Origin of the sequence: Roseburia rectibacter (assembly GCF_014287515.2) — a bacterium.
GTDB lineage: Bacteria > Bacillota > Clostridia > Lachnospirales > Lachnospiraceae > Roseburia > Roseburia rectibacter.
Genome location: NZ_CP092473.1, coordinates 1,937,869 through 1,955,455 on the forward strand (window position 1 = coordinate 1,937,869; position 17,587 = coordinate 1,955,455).

Here is a 17,587-nt window from a genome sequence, read left to right on the forward strand (position 1 = left end):
TTATGAAAAAGAATTTGATAACCGTAATTATTCTGGCACTGGTTTTAGCAAATCTTATTTTAACTGCAATTCTTGTGTTCACGATTATTCCGCAGACAAAAAAATCGAATCAGCTGATCGATCAGGTATGCTCTGCTATTAATCTGGAACTTCAGAGTGGAGAAAATACGCCGGCTACACCGGAGGTGCCGATTGAAGATGTTGAGACTTATGCGATCACTGATGGATTTACCGTGAATTTAAAACAGAGCGATGATGGCAAACAACACTATGCTGTATTTTCAGTCAGTCTGTCTTTGAATACCAAGAGTGACGGATATAAGACTTATGGGGGATCGGAAGGGCTTGCTGCAAAAGAAACAATTATCCAGAGTGAGATCAACACGATCGTAAATGGATATACATTAGATGAGTTTGATGCAAATGGCTATCAGAATGTAAAAGACGATATATTAAAATCAATGCAGGATATGTTTGGAGGTTCAGACTTCATCGTTGGTGTAAACTTCTCAAGCGTTCAGACGGAATAGACCCAAATATTGTGTTAGGTGGTGAGAAAGAATGGGTGAAGTCTTATCTCAAAATGAGATAGATAGTTTGCTCAAAGCGTTAAGCAGTGGTGAACTTGATGTAGATGAAATGAAAGATGAAGATAAAAAACAGGTCAAAAATTATGATTTTGCCCGTCCTGCAAAGTTTTCAAAGGAACATCTGCGAACGCTGGAGATTATCTTTGAACATTACGGAAGACTCTTGTCAACCAATCTTCCTGTTTATTTACGGAAAAATGTTCAGGTTGAGGTGATGAACTCAGAAGCAGTTACATATTCAGAATTTTCAAATGCGTTATCGAATCCTGTATTACTTGGAATTGTAAATGCATCTCCATTGAATGGAAGCATTGTCATTGAGATGGCACAAAATCTTGGATATGTTGTAGTAGACAGAATGTTAGGTGGAAAGGGAGTGCCTCTGGATAAACCGAGGGATTTCTCGGAGATAGAATTGCTGATCATTGAGCGGATATTTAATGTGGCAGTAGATCTTTTAGTGGAGCCGTGGGAGAATGTATGTGAGTTAGAACCCCGGTTAGAGCGTATTGAGACGAATTCGCAGTTCGCACAGATTATATCGCCGACGGAGATGATAGCTCTGGTAACGCTCAATGTTAAGATTGGCGATGTGGAGGGATTACTGAATGTATGCCTTCCATATCTGACTTTAGAGAGTATTATGGACAAACTGAATACCAAATACTGGTATTCGAGTCTGCAGGAAAAAGATGAACAACAGTATACAGAAACGATCGAGGCACTTATTTCAAAAGCACCAATGCCGATCAAAGCTGTACTTGGTAACAGTTCCATTTCAGTAAATGATTTTTTGGGACTGCAGGTAGGAGATATTATCCGGCTGGATACGAAGGTTGATCAGGAACTGAGTGTCTTTGTTGGAAGTATAAAAAAATTTACTGCTCTGCCGGGAGAAACCGGTGATGACTATGCAGTAAGAATTACATCAGTGATTAGGGAGGAGCAGTAAGATGGATGGAACGATGTCACAGGAAGAAATCAATGCTTTACTGAACAATCCTTCAGGTACAGATGAAAATCCGGAAAATACATTGACAGAACAGGAAAAAGATGCGATCGGTGAGATCTCGAATATCAGTATGGGAACAGCGGCAACTACACTGTTTTCACTGGTAAACCGTAAGGTTGAGATTTCCACCCCAGTGGTTGCGTTTGCAAACTGGAGTGATATATGTGACGCATATGAAAAGCCATGTGTATTTATACGAATTGCGTATACCGTGGGATTAGATGGAAGCAATATCCTTGTGTTAAAGGAACATGATGTAAAAGTTATCACGGACCTGATGATGGGCGGTGATGGAACAAATACGGATGGAGAACTTGGAGAACTTCACCTGAGTGCAATCAGCGAGGCAATGAACCAGATGATGGGCTCGGCAGCAACATCATTGTCTTCCATGCTGAACAAGGTAATTGATATCAGCCCGCCAAGTGCAGATCTGATAGATTTGCAACAGACAATTGATGAGAGTCAGATTGATGAGTTCCTTGCAGGTGAATTTGTAAAAATTTCATTCCGGTTAGAGATTGGTGATCTTGTTGATAGTGAGATCATGCAGTTATATCCTGTTTCTTTTGCAAAAGAAATGTGTACAAATGTAACAAGCAATATGGAAGAAGACAGTAATTCCACTGCAGGAATGAGTGAAAAAGAGAACACCCAGAGTACACCGGCAGCTCAGCCGACACCTGCACCGCAGCCACAACCTCAGATGGCAGCACAGCAGCCAATGATGGGACAGCCGATGATGGGGCAGCCAATGATGGGTCAGCCGATGATGGGACAATCAATGATGGGTCAGGAGATGTCGCAGATGTATGGACAACAGCAGGTAAATGTACAGCCGGCACAATTCCAGGCATTTACTGGAGCAGTACCGGGGAATTTTCAACCGGAAAATATTGATTTGATTATGGATGTACCACTTGAAGTTACGGTAGAACTTGGAAGAACTTCCAAATCAATTAAAGAAATACTTGATTTTACACCGGGAACCATTATAGAATTAAACAGGATTGCCGGAGAACCGATTGATGTTCTGGTAAATGGTAAATTCGTAGCCAAAGGCGAGGTAGTAGTAATAGAAGAAAGCTATGGTATACGAATTACTGAAATTATAAAATAAAAAACAAAAAAGAAGAGTTAAAGATAGGAGAGAAAATTATGGCTAAGGTTATGATTTGTGATGATGCTGCATTTATGAGAATGATGATTAAGGACATTCTTACAAAGAATGGTTATGAGATTGCAGCGGAGGCTGAAAATGGTGCTATTGCAGTGGAGAAATATCCTGAAGCAAAACCGGATCTGGTATTAATGGATATTACTATGCCGGATATGGATGGTATCCAGGCATTAAAGAAGATCAAAGAGATTGATGCAAATGCAAATGTTATCATGTGTTCTGCAATGGGACAGCAGGCTATGGTTATTGAAGCAATTCAGTCAGGAGCAAAGGATTTTATTGTGAAGCCATTCCAGGCTGAGCGTGTACTTGAGGCAGTAAAAAAAGTAGTGGGTTAGTATGATTTTATTAAGCGCTTCTTTTCGAAGTCTGATGCAGCTGATTGGAGTACTGATCATATTTGTGTTTGTTTTGATTATTACCTACTTCACGACAAAGTGGGTAGGTGGTTTTCAAAAAATACAAATGTCCAAAGGAAATCTTATGGTTCTCGAAACAATCCGGATTGCAAATGGTAAATTTTTACAGCTTGTTAAGGCAGGAGAACAGTATTTTGTAATCGCTGTGGGTAAGGATGAAGTAACCAAAATTGCGGAACTTACAGAAGATCAGTTATCAGTCCAGACATCGGATGATATGAAAAATTCACAGGAAAATTTTCAGGAGATATTTAGTAGACTGAAAGATCATTTTCCGAAAAAGCAGGATTGATGGAATTATGACAAAATTAAAAAAGACATATTGTATACTGTCATTAATATTTGCAATAGCAGTGTTTGTGGCAGTGTTGTTTGCCTCACAAAACAGAACGACTGTTTATGCAGCTTCCATGGATCCGGACAGCATTGATTCGCTGGATAATACAGCAGCGAATACCAGCACAGGTTCAGGTAGTGAGTCAGACAGCAAAGGTGGTCTGTCCATCTCGATAAATAATGATGAGGCGGGGGTTGCTTCAGAAGTACGTGCATTATTGTTACTGACAATTATTGCAGTGTCACCATCGCTTTTGATTATGCTTACATCGTATACCAGAATTGTAATTGTACTTCATTTTTTAAGAACGGCAATTGGAACACAGACGGCACCGCCAAACCAGATTTTGATTGGACTGGCATTGTTTTTGACATTTTTTATCATGTGGCCGACGTTTCAGCAGATCAATGAGAATGCAATCCAGCCACTGGATAATGGAGATATTACCATAGAAAAGGCATTAAAAGAAGCGGAAGTGCCGATTCGCCAGTTTATGTATGGACAGGTACAGCGAAAGGATGTCAAGCTTTTCGTGGATATGGCTGGTGACAGTTATGATATTGACAGTGCTGCACTGGAAAAGGAATATGAGGAATCCGGGCAGAGTGCATATGATGCGATTCCGATGACAATTATGATTCCATCATTTATAATCGGAGAACTGAGACAGGCGTTCATTATGGGATTTGTTATATATATCCCGTTTATTGTAATTGATATGGTAGTTGCATCCGTGCTTATGTCGATGGGTATGATGATGCTTCCACCGACAACAATCTCTTTGCCGTTTAAAATATTACTGTTTATACTGGCGGATGGATGGAATCTTGTAATAGGAAGCGTAGTAAAGACGTTTTATTGATGATAACAGAATGTTCGAAGAATGTGCATTCTGTTATAGATACAGATTAAAATGTATATAGATAGCAAAGAGGTGAGAACAAAATGACAGAAGGACAGGTACTTGATGTAGCAAAAGAAGCAATTTATACGATTATAATCTGTTCGGCTCCAATGTTGATCATTTCACTGGTTGTTGGTTTGATTGTCAGTATTTTCCAGACGGTTACATCTATTCAGGAGCAGACGCTGACGTTTGTTCCTAAAATTATTGCAGTATTTGTCGGACTTATGATTTTTGGATCATGGATTTTGACAAATCTGACAGAATTCGTGACGACATTATGGTCGAATTTTAGTATGTATCTCGGTTAGGACGATCTATGTTAGAATATACGTTTTCATTGGCTAATTTTGAAATACTGATATTAATATTGGTTCGCATATCCTGTTTTGTCTATATTGCACCTTTTTTTGGAACAAAAAATGCGCCCTCGCAGGCAAAGATAGGTTTTTCTTTTTTTGTTGCACTTCTGGTGTATGGTTTTGTTGATAAGACAGCAATCGAGTATACAGGTTTGATTGGGTATGCGATAATAGTGTTAAAAGAAGGAATTACAGGGTTGCTGATAGGGTTTGCTGCAAACATTTGTAATTCCATTATTTTATTTGCGGGAAATATTATTGATATGGATATTGGATTATCCATGGTGACTGAATTTGACCCGACAATGAATACGCAGGTAACAATTACCGGAAACCTGTACAATTATTTTATACTTCTTCTTTTGATTGCAACAGATATGCATCATGTGATTTTACAGGCTGTGGTAGATTCTTTTACCGTAGTCCCAATCAATGGTCAGATCTTTAACTGGGATTCACTTGCGGGTTCTATAACACAGTATATGACAGATCTGTTTGTAATAGGTTTCAGGATCTTTCTTCCAATATTTGCCTGTATGATGATTTTAAACTGTATTCTTGGTATTCTGGCAAAGGTTGCACCACAGATGAATATGTTTGCAGTTGGTATGCAGATGAAAATACTGGTTGGTTTTGGAGTTTTATTTCTTACAATTTCACTTTTGCCTGGAATCGCCAGTTTTATATTTACCGAAATGAAAAAGATGATGGTTTTATTTATAGAGGGAATGTACTAAGGTGGAATGGAAAGACAGATTACTATTTGCATATGACCTTCAGTGGTTCGCAAAAGATGGACCCGGAGGGGAAAAAACAGAGCCGGCAACAGAAAAGAAGTTAAGAGAAGCACGAGAGGATGGTAAGGTTGCAAAGAGTAAGGAACTTACCGCAGCATTTGATCTGATAGTATTGTTCCTCGTGTTGAAGGTTTTTATTTCGTTAATTGGCAATGGCTTTTTGGAAGTTTTTTATTATGTATATAAGCTGATGCCTGATTTTGTAAGTGTTAATGCGATGGAATCATCTACAAAGGAGATTACTTCGTTTTTACATAATGTGTATATAGAAATGTTCAAGATGGCTGCCCCGTTTTTTGTGTTTGGTGTTGCGGTGACAGCCCTTGTAAGTATCCTTCAGGTAGGGTGGAAAGTCACGGCTAAGCCGTTAAAACCTAAGGGGGATAAATTTAATCCGATCAATGGATTTAAACGTATTTTTTCAAAAGATTCATTATTTGAGCTGCTTAAATCTATTTTAAAAATAGGTTTGATCATATATGTTGCTTATACATCCATAAAGGGTGAGGCAAATGATATTTTTATTTTATATGACATACCGCTGAATCAGGCAGTTGTATTATGCGGGAATGTTATCATTAATGCAGGTTTTAAAATCAGCCTTGTTTATCTGGTGGTCGGAATTGCAGATTTTGTTTATCAGAAACATCGTTTCAATGAAGATATGAAGATGACCAAGCAGGAATTAAAGGATGAGTATAAAAATACTGAGGGAAATCCTGAGATCAAAGGAAGACAGAGACAGCGTATGAGAGAAGCTTCTCAAAGGCGTATGATGCAGGATGTACCAAAGGCAGATGTGGTTATTACGAACCCGACACACCTGGCAGTTGCAATCAAATATGATGCCGAGGTGTCAAGAGCTCCGATCGTTATTGCAAAAGGAGAAGATTATCTTGCACAGAAAATTCGTGAAAAAGCAAAGGAAAACCACATTGAAATTGTTGAAAATAAACCGTTGGCAAGAATGTTATATGCGAATGTAGATATAGGGGCAGAAATACCGCCGGAATTGTATCAGGCAGTAGCGGAAATTCTTGCTATGGTATATAATCTGAGAAACAGGGAGGAGAGGTCATGAAGAAAGCTGACATAGGTGTTGCACTGTATCTACTGGCTGCAGTCATCTTTTTTATAGTGCCAATCAGTTCCAATTTACTCGACGTTATGCTGGCACTGAACATTTCAATCGCATTGATTGTTCTTTTTAATACATTGTTTGTAAAAGAAGTACTGGATATGTCTTTTTTTCCAACATTACTTTTGTTTACAACAATTTTTCGAATTTCCCTGAATGTATCTTCAACACGACTGATCTTAACCACTGGTGCCCCGGGTAATGTTGTACAGACATTCGGTCAATTTGTTGGTGGCGGTGACCTGATCGTCGGTGCCATCGTATTTATCATTCTGGTTATCATCCAGTTTGTTGTCATTAATAAAGGTTCTGAACGTGTTGCTGAGGTTACAGCGAGATTTACACTTGATGCGATGCCTGGTAAACAGATGGCAATCGATGCTGATTTAAATACCGGAGCGATTACGGAAAAACAGGCGAGAGAGCGAAGAAATAAGATTCAGGAAGAGTCCGCATTCTTTGGTTCCATGGATGGTGCTACCAAGTATGTAAAAGGAGATGCAGCTGCTGGTCTTATCATCACGTTTGTAAACCTTGCAGGTGGAACTATCATGGGTATACTGCGAGGTGGAATGAGTTTTCAGGAAGCCATTGAACATTATGGTGTGCTTACGATCGGTGATGGATTATCTTCACAGATTCCTTCACTTCTGATATCGCTTGCAACTGGTATTCTTGTGACGAAGGCATCTAAGGAAGCTGACTTTTCCAATATTCTTGTCAGTCAGTTATTTGGAATCCCAAAAGTATTATATATTGTAGGTACCACCTTAGCGGTACTAGGAATCGCAACTCCGTTGAATACTTTGCTGTTTCTTGCATTTGGAGCAACTTTTATTATTGCAGGACGACAGGTAGATAAGAATATCGGTATTGAGAGCATAGAGGAAGAAGTCAATACGGCGGAGACGGAAGCGGAAGAGATACGAAAACCAGAGAATGTTGTGTCGCTTCTTCAGGTTGATCCGATTGAACTTGAATTTGGATATGGTATTATTCCATTAGCCGATGTAAACCAGGGAGGAGATCTGTTGGATCGTGTTGTTATGATACGACGGCAGATTGCTCTTGAACTTGGTACTATCGTACCGATTATTCGTTTGAGAGATAATATTCAGCTAAATCCGAACCAGTATATCATTAAGATCAAAGGTGTGCAGGTAACAGAGGGAGAAATCCTTTTTGATCACTATATGGCAATGAATCCAGGATATGTGGAGGAAGAGATCACAGGTATTCCTACGTTTGAACCTTCATTTCATCTCCCTGCTATCTGGATCACGGAAAGTCAGCGTGAACGTGCAGAGAGCCTTGGTTACACAGTTGTTGATCCGCCATCGATCATTGCAACACATCTGACGGAGGTGATCCGGTCACATATTGCAGAGCTGCTTACCAGACAGGATGTGCAGAATCTTGTCAATAATCTGAAAGAGAGCAATCCGGTATTAGTGGACGAGCTGATTCCTAAAATGCTTGGACTTGGCGAGGTTCAGAAGGTATTACAGAATCTGCTGGATGAGGGAATTTCAATCCGGGATCTTCTGACAATTTTTGAAACGCTTGCCGATCATGCAGCAACAACAAGAGATACGGATGTATTGACGGAGTATGTACGTCAGAGTTTAAAGAGAGCGATTTCCAGCAAGTATTTCCCTGCAAATGAAACAACCAGTGTCATTACACTTGATCCGAAGGTTGAGCAGGAAATTATGGCTTCCGTAAAACAGACGGAGCAGGGTGCATATCTCACACTTGATCCGGAGACAACAAAAGCAATTATGAATTCTGTACAGAATGAAGTGACAAAACTTGAAAACATGGGTAAAACTCCAATTGTGATCACATCTCCGATTGTACGAATGTACTTTAAAAAATTAACGGAAGATTATTTTAAGGACTTGATCGTGGTTTCATATAATGAAATTGAGTCTAATGTAGAATTACAGTCAGTAGGGATAATCAGCAGGGACGGTGACAAGTGAAATGACCATAAATAAGTATCAGGGAAAAACGAAAGAAGAAGCAATTGAAAAAGCAAAACAGGAGCTTGGCGAAGGCGCGGTTGTGATGAATGTTAAGGAGATCAAACCGACAGGTATGTTTAAGGCCTGGAAAAGTTCCGTGTTTGAGGTTACAGCAGCAAAAGAAGAGAAAGATGATTTTGTAGATCCAAGACAGGTTGCCGATCTGGCGGCAAAAACAGTTAAAACATTAAATCTTGCAGCAGATGAGAAAATCAGTCCAAAAGAGTTCTCAAATGACAGAACACAGGATATCCTGTCAGGACGTCTTACAAGTGCACCGGAACTGCATGCACCAGAGCTGCATGCATCAGAGCTGCATGCAAAAGATGGATTGGAGAAAAGACTCGAAAATCTTTCTAATATACTGGAAAAACAGCTGTCTGCTGAGGAAAGCAGACAGAAGGAAGTAAAGGAAGAAGAAAAAGAACATCAGGTTGTGAACCCGGAGGGATTGCAGTTCATAAAAATGCTTTACAGAACGCTGCTGGAAAATGAGGTAAACGAAAAGTATGTCAACCAGATTTTAGACGAAGCAGAGAAAGTGATGCACAGTGGAAGCAGCGTGGATGTGATATTGTCAAATGTGTACCAGAAAATGATCTTAAAATTAGGACAGCCGGATACAATCTGTGTTACCGGTAAAAAACCGAGAATTATTTTCTTTGTTGGCCCGACAGGTGTGGGAAAGACAACAACGATTGCCAAGATTGCCTCTAAGTATAAACTTGAGATGGGGATGAAGATTGCGTTCCTGACAGCGGATACTTATCGTATTGCTGCTACGGAGCAGCTTCGGGTGTATGCCAATATCTTAGATGCACCGATGAGCATCATTTATTCTTCCGAGGAGATGAATGCCGCGATTGAAAGAGTCAGTGAATATGATCTCATTTTTGTAGATACGGCAGGTTTTTCCCACAAAAATGATGAGCAGTGCAATGATATGAAAAAAATGCTTGCGGGACTTGATGAAGCATATGAAAGAGAGGTATATCTGGTAGTCAGTGCGACAACTAAGTATAAAGATCTTCTGGAAATTGCTGACCGTTATAAAGAGATTGCCGATTACAAGCTGATATTTACCAAATTGGATGAAACTGAGGCTTATGGTAATATTTACAACATCAAGATGTATTCGGGAGCACCGCTTTCCTACATGACAAACGGACAGAATGTGCCGGATGATATAGAGGAATTTAATACACAAAAAATAGTAAAACAACTTCTGGGAGGCAGATAATGATATGGATCAGGCTCAAAATCTCAGAAATGTAATTAAAGTAAAAAATCAGAGCCGGAAACTGGATGCACGTGTGATTACCGTGACGAGTGGAAAAGGTGGAGTTGGAAAATCGAATGTTGCAGTGAATCTTGCTGTGCAGATTAGTAAATTAGGAAAGAAAGTACTGATTTTTGATGCTGATTTTGGACTTGCCAATGTTGAGGTTATGTTTGGAGCAGTTCCCCGTTATAATCTGGGAGATTTTCTGTTCCAGAGAAAGAGTATGACAGAAATCATAACAGAAGGTCCTATGGGGATTGGATTTATCTCAGGTGGAGCAGGGGTCTTATGTATGAACCAGCTGGCAGACGAACAGATCAGATATCTGATCCGTGGTTTATCTGAATTAGATCAGTATGCAGATGTGATCCTGATCGATACAGGAGCGGGGATATCAAATCAGGTTATGGAGTTTGTCATGGCGAGTCCGGAAGTTCTTGTTGTAACAACTCCTGAACCGAGTTCTTTGACCGATTCCTATTCATTGCTTAAAGCATTATATCATAACCCTTTATTTTCACGCGAACAGACAGATATCCGGATCGTATCAAACCGTGTGGTATCTAATGAAGAGGGACAGCAGGTATATGAAAAATTGAATTCTGTAGTAGAACAGTTTCTGGATGGTTCTGTGAATTATCTTGGGATGATTCCTCAGGATCACATGCTGGAACGTTCGGTAAGACAGCAGAAACCTGTTTCACTGAATGCACCGATGGCAAAGTCAGCAAGAGCATTTGAAACTATGGCAGCGAATCTGATTTTACAGGAACAGAAAATACCGGATAAACGGTTGGGAATTGCCAGAATGTTTTCAGATTTCTGGTGGCAGAAATACTAAGGAGGAATGGATATGAAGGTTTCAGACATTATACGTATAGGCGATAAGATTGATATCCGTGTTCTTCAGGAAGTTGAACAGGCAGAAAAAACGGATGTCACTGTTAAAACATATAAGAGTAAAGTACTTGATTTCTGTTCAAATGGGAATATGGAGATAGCAATGCCAATGGAGGCGGGTAAACTGGTATTATTACAGCTTGGTGTCCGCTATGAACTCGTGTTTTTCTCACGCGAGTCACTGTATCGAGCCGTTGGTCAGGTAAAAGAACGATATAAAAAAGACAATATATATATGCTTGAGATGGAATTGAAATCCCAGCCGGAAAAATTTCAACGGAGAGAATACTTCAGATTTCCGTGTCTGCTCGATTTTAAATATTATGAACTGACGGCTGAACAGGCTATGCTTGACAGTGTGGAGGCTATTTTTTCAGAAATCCGTGATGAACACTTTTATGAGAAAGAACGAAAAGGAAAAATCATGGATTTAAGTGGCGGAGGAATCCGTTTTACAACAGAACAGGAGCAGAAACCTGGTACGTGGATATTGGCAGAATTAAGGCTGAAGAGCCAGACAATGGATAATCAGTATTATATTGTTGCAAATGTGATAGAATCAGGTAAAATAGAATCAGCGGCGGAATATGGATTTATGTCGCGTGCAAAATTCAGTATCAAGAATGATCGTGTAAGGGAAGAAATTATTCGTTACATCTTCGAAGAAGAGAGAAGAATGCGTCAGCAAAATGGCAGTGAGAGGATAAAAAAATGAAAAAAAATATTCTTGTTGTTGATGACTCTGCACTCATGAGAAGGGTGATCTGTGATATTATTAATTCGGATGAAACATTTCAGGCAATCGATACCTGCAGAGACGGTCTGGATGCACTTGAAAAATTAAGAGCAAAAAGATATGACGGTGTGGTATTGGATGTTAATATGCCGCGGATGGATGGACTTGCTTTATTAGAGCAGCTTCAAAAAGAAAAAATCCGTGCTACGGTCATCATGGTCAGTACTACGACTACAAAGGATGCCGAAGTTACCATGCTTGCCATGGAACGGGGGGCAGTTGATTTTGTGCCGAAGCCGACGAATGTGATCGAGGCAAAAGGTGAAGCATTTAAGGGTAAACTTCTTGGAGTGCTGAATGCAGTTTTAAAAACACAGAAGATGGCTTTGGGCAGCAAATCGGCTGCAACACCGGAAAAAGTAGTCTTGCGCAGAAACACAGAGCCGGTTCGAAGCAGAAATAAATTAGTTGCATTGGCATGTTCGACGGGAGGTCCGAAAGCTCTTCAGAGTGTGATTCCATATCTTCCTAAAAATCTGGATGCACCAATGGTTTTAGTGCAGCATATGCCTGCAGGATTTACAAAATCCATGGCAGACAGACTGAACGAAGTCAGTGACATACATGTCAAAGAGGCGGAAGATGGAGATGTGCTCAAAAAGGGAACGATATATATTGCTCCCGGCGGAAAGCATATGGAAATAAAGAAAAGTCCTGACGGAAGCCATAAAATCAGACTCAATGATGAATTGCCTCCTATCGGCGGATTAAAACCGTGTGCAGACATTACTTATGATTCGTTGCGAACCTGTGGATATGATCAGATAGTGTGTGTTGTACTGACCGGTATGGGAGCAGATGGTACCAAGGGAATAAAATCCTTAGCAAAGAGTAAGCCGGTATATGTGATATCGCAGAATGCCGAGACTTGTGTGGTATACGGAATGCCTAAGTCGATTGCTGAAACCGGACTGGTAAATGAAGTGGTTCCTCTTACACAGGTTGCTCAAACAATAACAAAGAATGTGGGGGTACAGTAATATGGATGTAAGCCAATATCTTGAGATTTTTATTGATGAAACAGAAGAACATCTGCAGACTTTAAGTGACTGCATTATGGAACTTGAAAAAGAACCGGAAAATATGGATACTATAAATGAAATTTTCCGTGCAGCCCATTCCTTAAAGGGTATGGCAGGTACCATGGGATTTAAGCGCATGCAGCGACTGACCCATGATATGGAAAATGTTTTTCAGGAAGTCAGAAGTGATAAAGTTAAAGTTAACAGTAATATGATCGATCTTCTTTTTAAATGCTTAGATGCCATTGAAAGCTATCTGAACAATGTAAAAGCAAGTTCTGACGAGGGAACAGAAGATAATGAACTGATCATCAAAGAATTGAATGATTTTATCGCCGGTGAAGAGAATGCTGAGAAAAAAGCAGAAGAAGCTGCTCCGGCACCAAAAGAAGAAAATACAGATGAAGCAGCTAAGAATGGTGAAAAGAAGTATTTTGAATTTGAACTGAACGAGACAGACCGTACAAAGTTAAAAGAGGCTGAGAATAATGGTTTACATATTTATGGAATGACCGTATATATTCAGAAAGAATGTCTCTTAAAGGCAGCACGTGCGTTTTTGGTGTTTAAGGCTGTAGAAGAGTTTGGACAGATTCTTGTATACAACCCGACATCTCAGGAAATTGAGGACGAGCATTTTGAAAATGATTTCAGTTTCTTTATCGCATCCGAGGAAGCATTCGATAAAATTTTACAGGCAGCACAGTCTGTATCTGAAATTGAAAAAGTAGTCGGCGAAGAGGTAAAATGTGACGTGCTTGCAGAAAAACAGGCACAGGCAGAAAAGGCTGCAGCAGAAGAGGCAGCAAAGAATGAGACACCGGTTCAGGCAGAGACAGCACCGGCTCCGGAAGTAAAAGCAGCACCGGCGAAGGCTCCGGCAGCACAGAATAATAAAAAACAGACTGTTGCAAAACCAGTTACAAACAGAACGGTACGTGTTGATATTGAAAAACTGGATGCATTAATGAACCAGGTATCAGAGCTTATTATTGCAAAGAACAGTCTTGTTGCGATTGGCTCCACAGAGTCCGGTGATTTCCAGAATCAGACTTATCATGAGCAGATTGAATATCTTGAGCGTATTACAACCAATCTTCATGAGTCGGTTATGAAAGTTCGAATGGTTCCAATCGAGAGCGTTGTAAATAAATTCCCTCGAATGATCCGTGACCTGTCAAGAAAGCTGGACAAAAAGATGGAGCTTTACATGACTGGTGAGGATACAGAGCTTGACCGTACGGTTGTTGACCAGATCGGTGATCCTCTGCAGCACTTACTGCGTAACTCTGCTGACCATGGTCTTGAGGATAACGAAACACGTATTGCTCTCGGTAAACCGGAAGTGGGAAGCATTTTCTTAAATGCATTCCAGGAAGGCAATAATGTCATCATCCAGGTCGGAGATGACGGTGCCGGTATTGATGTGGCTGCAGTACGTGATAAAGCAATCGAGAGAGGCATTATTACAGAAGAACAGGCTGAGAGCATGAGCCAGAAAGATATTATCAATATCCTGTTCCTTCCAAGTTTCTCAATGTCCAAAAAAATTACCGATATCTCAGGACGAGGTGTTGGACTTGATGTAGTAAAATCCAACATTGAAGCATTAGGCGGTGATGTTGAAGTTAAGACAGCAATGGGTGAGGGTACAACTTTTACAGTACGTCTGCCGCTTACTCTTGCAATTATCCAGGCTCTGATGGTAGAGGTAAGAGATGAAAAATATGCGATCGCACTTGGTTCCATCTCCAATATTGAGGATATTCCGGTTAAGGATATCAAGTATGTGGAGGCACAGGAAGTAATTCATCTGCGTGGCAAGGTTATCCCATTAGTACGGCTCGATAAAGTGCTTGATCTTGAGCCAAGGGAAGAACCGGAAAGCCTGACCGTTGTTATTGTAACGAAAGGTGACAGCATGGCGGGTCTTGTAGTTGATAACCTGATCGGACAGCAGGAGATCGTAATCAAGTCACTTGGAAAATACATTGACAATAACAAGCTGATCAGTGGTGCAACCATCCTCGGAGATGGCGAAGTTGCATTGATCTTAGATGTGAATACGTTAATGTAATGGAGGGTACTTAGCATGGCAAATAATAATCTTGAAACAACGGAAAAAGAATCCAAACAATATATCGTTGTCATGGTGGGCAGTGAACAGTATGGAATTGATATCAGCTATATTGATAACATTGTCCGCATGCAGAAAATTACAAGAGTTCCGAAAGTACAGACATATTTTAAAGGTGTGATCAATCTTCGTGGTGAGGTTGTTCCGGTTATGAGTGTACGCAAAAAAATGGGACTTGAAGATGATGTGCTGACAAATGCAAGCAGAATCATTATCTTAAAATTAGAGGAAAATGCTTCTTTAGGTGTCATCGTAGATGAAGTAAGAGAAGTTGTAAATTTAAGTGAAGATGAAATTGATAAAGTTTCTAACAAAGGAAGATTTATCAATGGAATCGGAAAGCATGGAGATCAGCTGATTTCCCTGCTTGAGATCAATGCACTTGTAGAGGAAAATAATTAATGAAAAGGTGGGGTTTTATGAAACATAAAATCCCACCGGATCTTTATCTGATGTGCAAAATGAGAGGAGAATCAGCAATTCATGGGAAATTTAACGTTGGAAGACGTAAATAATATGTATCTCGATGTCTTAAAAGAGATTGGTAATATCGGTGCAGGAAATGCAACTACCGCAATTGCAAATATGCTTGGCATGAAAATCGACATGAATGTCCCGAACGTAAAACTGATGGAAGTTTCAAAATTAGGAACGGCTGTCGGAGCGGAGGATGAAACAATTGTTGGCATTTTCTTAGAGGTGCTGAATGACATCGAAGGTAGTATGATGTTTCTGGTAGATATTCCATCGGCACGTTATCTTGTTAACAAACTGATGATGGAAGATGTGCCGGCAGATAAACCATTTGATGAAATGGAATTATCTGCGTTAAAAGAAATAGGAAATATTATTGCAGGTTCTTATCTGTCAGCCCTTTCTTCTATGACGAATCTTGTGATTTCTCCGTCTGTTCCTTATATTGCCGTAGATATGGCAGCTTCTATCTTAAGTGTGCCGGCCATTGAGTTTGGACAGTTTGGTGATAATGCACTGTTGATTCAGACTGAGATCTGTGCGGACGTGGCAATCAATGGATATTTTATATTGATGCCAGAGCAGGGGTCCTATGAAAAGATATTAACGTCACTTGGAATCTCACTGTAAGGAGAAGGATATATGAGCGAAGTAATAAAAGTGGGCATGGCAGATTTGAATGTATGTAAAGCCCCTGATGTTATTACAACTTTGGGATTGGGTTCGTGCATTGGACTGGTATTTTATGATCCGGTATCAAAAGTTGGGGGAATGGTTCATTATATGCTCCCGGACAGTACAAAAGTCAGAAATAACAGCAATATCGCAAAGTTTGCAGATACAGGGATTGATGAATTATTACGCCGTGTAATTGCGGCAGGAGCAAATAAGGGCAGATTGATCGCTAAAATTGCAGGCGGTGCAAAAATGTTTGAAGTGAGTGGTTTGTCAGATGTTGGTAATATTGGTGCGCGAAATGCAGAGGCGGCAAAAGCAAAATTAAAGCAGCTTGGAATCAGGCTTGTTGCAGAAGATACAGGACTTAATTATGGTCGTACTGTTGAACTTCATTGTGATACAGGCGAGTTTTATATCAAATCAGTAGGCAAACCTTTAAAGATTATCTGATAGAAAGGCATGGATGCATTATGAAAACAAAGCCGATACCAGCTATCGTTATGCTTGTGGCAGGACTGGTTGCCTGTATTGCGGGAATGGCGGGACATATGGAAACCGGCAGATTTGTAAAAATGCTGCTGGTTGTCTTAATTGTGTTTTATATTATTGGCGGGATTGTAAAACTGTTGATTGATAAAAATTTTAAGGATATGGAAGAGGAAACCACGGATGGTGAAGAAACTCCGGCAGAGTCAGAAGATCAGGCAGAACCGGAGCAGGAAAGCGATGAACAGGATGACGAATAACTGAAACGTGGGGGCTTCATATGAAAACGGTAGAAAAAGAAAAGCTCTGGGAGGAATATCGGAAAAATCCTTCCGCGGAGCTGCGGGAGAAAATTATTATCGAGTATGCTCCACTGGTGCGGGTTGTGGCAGGACGGCTTAGCATGTATCTCGGATATAACGTAGAGTATGAAGATCTGGTTAGCTATGGTATATTTGGACTGATAGACGCAATAGATAAATTTGATCGTGGAAAAGATGTAAAGTTCGAGACGTATGCAAGTTTAAGAATACGTGGATCCATATTGGATCAGATAAGAAAAATGGATTGGATTCCACGGACGGTGCGGCAGAAACGCAAGAAGATCGAGGAAGCGATCAAGCAGATCGAAACTAAGACAGGGCAAAATGCTTCGGATGAAGAAATAGCAAAAGAATTAGGAATCGGTGAGGAAGAATTAAATGACTGGCAGACGCAGTTAAATGTCACAAATGTTATCTCACTGAATGAATTTGTGGAGCAGGGCGGAGAACCTGTGATGGATGCAAAAAATAATTCACATTTCATCCAACCCGAGGAGTCTGTTCAGGAAGAAGAACTGAAAAAAGTTCTGATGGAGTCACTGGAGCTTTTGACAGAAAAAGAGAAAAAAGTTATTTTATTATATTATTATGAGGATCTGACGTTAAAGGAAATAAGCAGCATCCTTGAAGTCTCGGAATCGAGGGTTTCGCAGCTTCATACCAAGGCATTGTTAAAAATGCGTAAAAAGATGGGAAACTATATGGGAATACTGATTGACTGAC

At 40.1% G+C, this 17,587-nt stretch carries 20 protein-coding genes; all 20 read left to right on the plus strand.

The genetic code is table 11. The annotated features are described in order from the left end of the window. The first annotated feature begins 2 nt into the window (after positions 1–2). The 20 genes from H8S51_RS09215 (at position 3) to H8S51_RS09310 (ending at position 17,586) form a co-directional block, all read left to right on the plus strand. Positions 3–530: a flagellar basal body-associated FliL family protein gene (locus tag H8S51_RS09215; RefSeq protein ID WP_015520437.1), complete on the plus strand. Its 528-nt coding sequence runs from the start codon at positions 3–5 to the stop codon at positions 528–530. Positions 531–561: 31 nt separating this feature from the next. Then, positions 562–1,542: a flagellar motor switch protein FliM gene (gene fliM / locus H8S51_RS09220; protein ID WP_006857484.1), complete on the plus strand. Its 981-nt coding sequence runs from the start codon at positions 562–564 to the stop codon at positions 1,540–1,542. Between the two features lies 1 nt (position 1,543). Continuing rightward, positions 1,544–2,722: a flagellar motor switch phosphatase FliY gene (gene fliY, locus H8S51_RS09225; RefSeq protein WP_186898848.1), complete on the plus strand. Its 1,179-nt coding sequence runs from the start codon at positions 1,544–1,546 to the stop codon at positions 2,720–2,722. A 38-nt stretch (positions 2,723–2,760) separates the two neighbouring features. Beyond that, positions 2,761–3,120 (plus strand): response regulator, encoded by a 360-nt coding sequence (locus H8S51_RS09230; protein WP_006857482.1) that lies wholly within the window; start codon positions 2,761–2,763, stop codon positions 3,118–3,120. A 1-nt stretch (position 3,121) separates the two neighbouring features. Next, positions 3,122–3,493, plus strand: coding sequence for a flagellar biosynthetic protein FliO (locus H8S51_RS09235; protein ID WP_022112313.1), 372 nt, complete (start codon positions 3,122–3,124; stop codon positions 3,491–3,493). A 7-nt stretch (positions 3,494–3,500) separates the two neighbouring features. Beyond that, on the plus strand, positions 3,501–4,400 hold the full coding sequence (fliP, locus tag H8S51_RS09240) for a flagellar type III secretion system pore protein FliP (RefSeq protein WP_117921792.1): 900 nt from the start codon (positions 3,501–3,503) through the stop codon (positions 4,398–4,400). Between the two features lie 83 nt (positions 4,401–4,483). Further along, positions 4,484–4,753 (plus strand): flagellar biosynthesis protein FliQ, encoded by a 270-nt coding sequence (gene fliQ, locus H8S51_RS09245; RefSeq protein ID WP_006857480.1) that lies wholly within the window; start codon positions 4,484–4,486, stop codon positions 4,751–4,753. 8 nt (positions 4,754–4,761) lie between these two features. Continuing rightward, positions 4,762–5,541, plus strand: coding sequence for a flagellar biosynthetic protein FliR (gene fliR, locus H8S51_RS09250; RefSeq protein ID WP_015560457.1), 780 nt, complete (start codon positions 4,762–4,764; stop codon positions 5,539–5,541). Between the two features lies 1 nt (position 5,542). Then, complete coding sequence (gene flhB / locus H8S51_RS09255; RefSeq protein ID WP_006857478.1) at positions 5,543–6,682, plus strand: flagellar biosynthesis protein FlhB; 1,140 nt, start codon at positions 5,543–5,545, stop codon at positions 6,680–6,682. Continuing rightward, the gene (gene flhA, locus H8S51_RS09260; protein WP_186898847.1) at positions 6,679–8,724 is read left to right on the plus strand and encodes a flagellar biosynthesis protein FlhA; all 2,046 of its coding nucleotides are present in this window, start codon (positions 6,679–6,681) and stop codon (positions 8,722–8,724) included. Before flhB ends, flhA begins: the two co-directional genes overlap by 4 nt. Position 8,725: 1 nt before the next feature. Further along, the gene (gene flhF / locus H8S51_RS09265; protein WP_117921799.1) at positions 8,726–10,006 is read left to right on the plus strand and encodes a flagellar biosynthesis protein FlhF; all 1,281 of its coding nucleotides are present in this window, start codon (positions 8,726–8,728) and stop codon (positions 10,004–10,006) included. A 4-nt stretch (positions 10,007–10,010) separates the two neighbouring features. Next, positions 10,011–10,889: a MinD/ParA family protein gene (locus H8S51_RS09270; RefSeq protein ID WP_117921801.1), complete on the plus strand. Its 879-nt coding sequence runs from the start codon at positions 10,011–10,013 to the stop codon at positions 10,887–10,889. 12 nt (positions 10,890–10,901) lie between these two features. Then, a complete protein-coding gene (locus tag H8S51_RS09275) occupies positions 10,902–11,663 on the plus strand; it encodes a flagellar brake protein (protein WP_241070989.1) in 762 nt (253 codons plus the stop codon). Beyond that, positions 11,660–12,724 (plus strand): protein-glutamate methylesterase/protein-glutamine glutaminase, encoded by a 1,065-nt coding sequence (locus H8S51_RS09280; RefSeq protein WP_186898846.1) that lies wholly within the window; start codon positions 11,660–11,662, stop codon positions 12,722–12,724. Before H8S51_RS09275 ends, H8S51_RS09280 begins: the two co-directional genes overlap by 4 nt. A 1-nt stretch (position 12,725) precedes the next feature. After that, positions 12,726–14,843, plus strand: coding sequence for a chemotaxis protein CheA (locus H8S51_RS09285; protein WP_117921807.1), 2,118 nt, complete (start codon positions 12,726–12,728; stop codon positions 14,841–14,843). A gap of 15 nt (positions 14,844–14,858) precedes the next feature. After that, the gene (locus tag H8S51_RS09290) at positions 14,859–15,305 is read left to right on the plus strand and encodes a chemotaxis protein CheW (RefSeq protein WP_006857472.1); all 447 of its coding nucleotides are present in this window, start codon (positions 14,859–14,861) and stop codon (positions 15,303–15,305) included. Between the two features lie 81 nt (positions 15,306–15,386). After that, positions 15,387–16,007, plus strand: a complete 621-nt coding sequence (locus tag H8S51_RS09295) for a chemotaxis protein CheC (protein WP_117921809.1) — start codon at positions 15,387–15,389, stop codon at positions 16,005–16,007. 12 nt (positions 16,008–16,019) lie between these two features. Continuing rightward, on the plus strand, positions 16,020–16,505 hold the full coding sequence (locus tag H8S51_RS09300) for a chemotaxis protein CheD (RefSeq protein ID WP_186898845.1): 486 nt from the start codon (positions 16,020–16,022) through the stop codon (positions 16,503–16,505). A 20-nt stretch (positions 16,506–16,525) separates the two neighbouring features. Next, the gene (locus H8S51_RS09305) at positions 16,526–16,801 is read left to right on the plus strand and encodes a hypothetical protein (protein ID WP_117921813.1); all 276 of its coding nucleotides are present in this window, start codon (positions 16,526–16,528) and stop codon (positions 16,799–16,801) included. Between the two features lie 20 nt (positions 16,802–16,821). Beyond that, complete coding sequence (locus H8S51_RS09310; RefSeq protein WP_117921815.1) at positions 16,822–17,586, plus strand: FliA/WhiG family RNA polymerase sigma factor; 765 nt, start codon at positions 16,822–16,824, stop codon at positions 17,584–17,586. Position 17,587: the final 1 nt, after the last annotated feature.

Coding starts and splice junctions, on each gene's coding strand:
- H8S51_RS09215 (WP_015520437.1), top strand. CDS start 3: ATGAAAAAGAATTTGATAACCGTAATTATTCTGGCACTGGTTTTAGCA.
- fliM (WP_006857484.1), top strand. CDS start 562: ATGGGTGAAGTCTTATCTCAAAATGAGATAGATAGTTTGCTCAAAGCG.
- fliY (WP_186898848.1), top strand. CDS start 1,544: ATGGATGGAACGATGTCACAGGAAGAAATCAATGCTTTACTGAACAAT.
- H8S51_RS09230 (WP_006857482.1), top strand. CDS start 2,761: ATGGCTAAGGTTATGATTTGTGATGATGCTGCATTTATGAGAATGATG.
- H8S51_RS09235 (WP_022112313.1), top strand. CDS start 3,122: ATGATTTTATTAAGCGCTTCTTTTCGAAGTCTGATGCAGCTGATTGGA.
- fliP (WP_117921792.1), top strand. CDS start 3,501: ATGACAAAATTAAAAAAGACATATTGTATACTGTCATTAATATTTGCA.
- fliQ (WP_006857480.1), top strand. CDS start 4,484: ATGACAGAAGGACAGGTACTTGATGTAGCAAAAGAAGCAATTTATACG.
- fliR (WP_015560457.1), top strand. CDS start 4,762: ATGTTAGAATATACGTTTTCATTGGCTAATTTTGAAATACTGATATTA.
- flhA (WP_186898847.1), top strand. CDS start 6,679: ATGAAGAAAGCTGACATAGGTGTTGCACTGTATCTACTGGCTGCAGTC.
- flhF (WP_117921799.1), top strand. CDS start 8,726: ATGACCATAAATAAGTATCAGGGAAAAACGAAAGAAGAAGCAATTGAA.
- H8S51_RS09270 (WP_117921801.1), top strand. CDS start 10,011: ATGGATCAGGCTCAAAATCTCAGAAATGTAATTAAAGTAAAAAATCAG.
- H8S51_RS09275 (WP_241070989.1), top strand. CDS start 10,902: ATGAAGGTTTCAGACATTATACGTATAGGCGATAAGATTGATATCCGT.
- H8S51_RS09280 (WP_186898846.1), top strand. CDS start 11,660: ATGAAAAAAAATATTCTTGTTGTTGATGACTCTGCACTCATGAGAAGG.
- H8S51_RS09285 (WP_117921807.1), top strand. CDS start 12,726: ATGGATGTAAGCCAATATCTTGAGATTTTTATTGATGAAACAGAAGAA.
- H8S51_RS09290 (WP_006857472.1), top strand. CDS start 14,859: ATGGCAAATAATAATCTTGAAACAACGGAAAAAGAATCCAAACAATAT.
- H8S51_RS09295 (WP_117921809.1), top strand. CDS start 15,387: ATGGGAAATTTAACGTTGGAAGACGTAAATAATATGTATCTCGATGTC.
- H8S51_RS09300 (WP_186898845.1), top strand. CDS start 16,020: ATGAGCGAAGTAATAAAAGTGGGCATGGCAGATTTGAATGTATGTAAA.
- H8S51_RS09305 (WP_117921813.1), top strand. CDS start 16,526: ATGAAAACAAAGCCGATACCAGCTATCGTTATGCTTGTGGCAGGACTG.
- H8S51_RS09310 (WP_117921815.1), top strand. CDS start 16,822: ATGAAAACGGTAGAAAAAGAAAAGCTCTGGGAGGAATATCGGAAAAAT.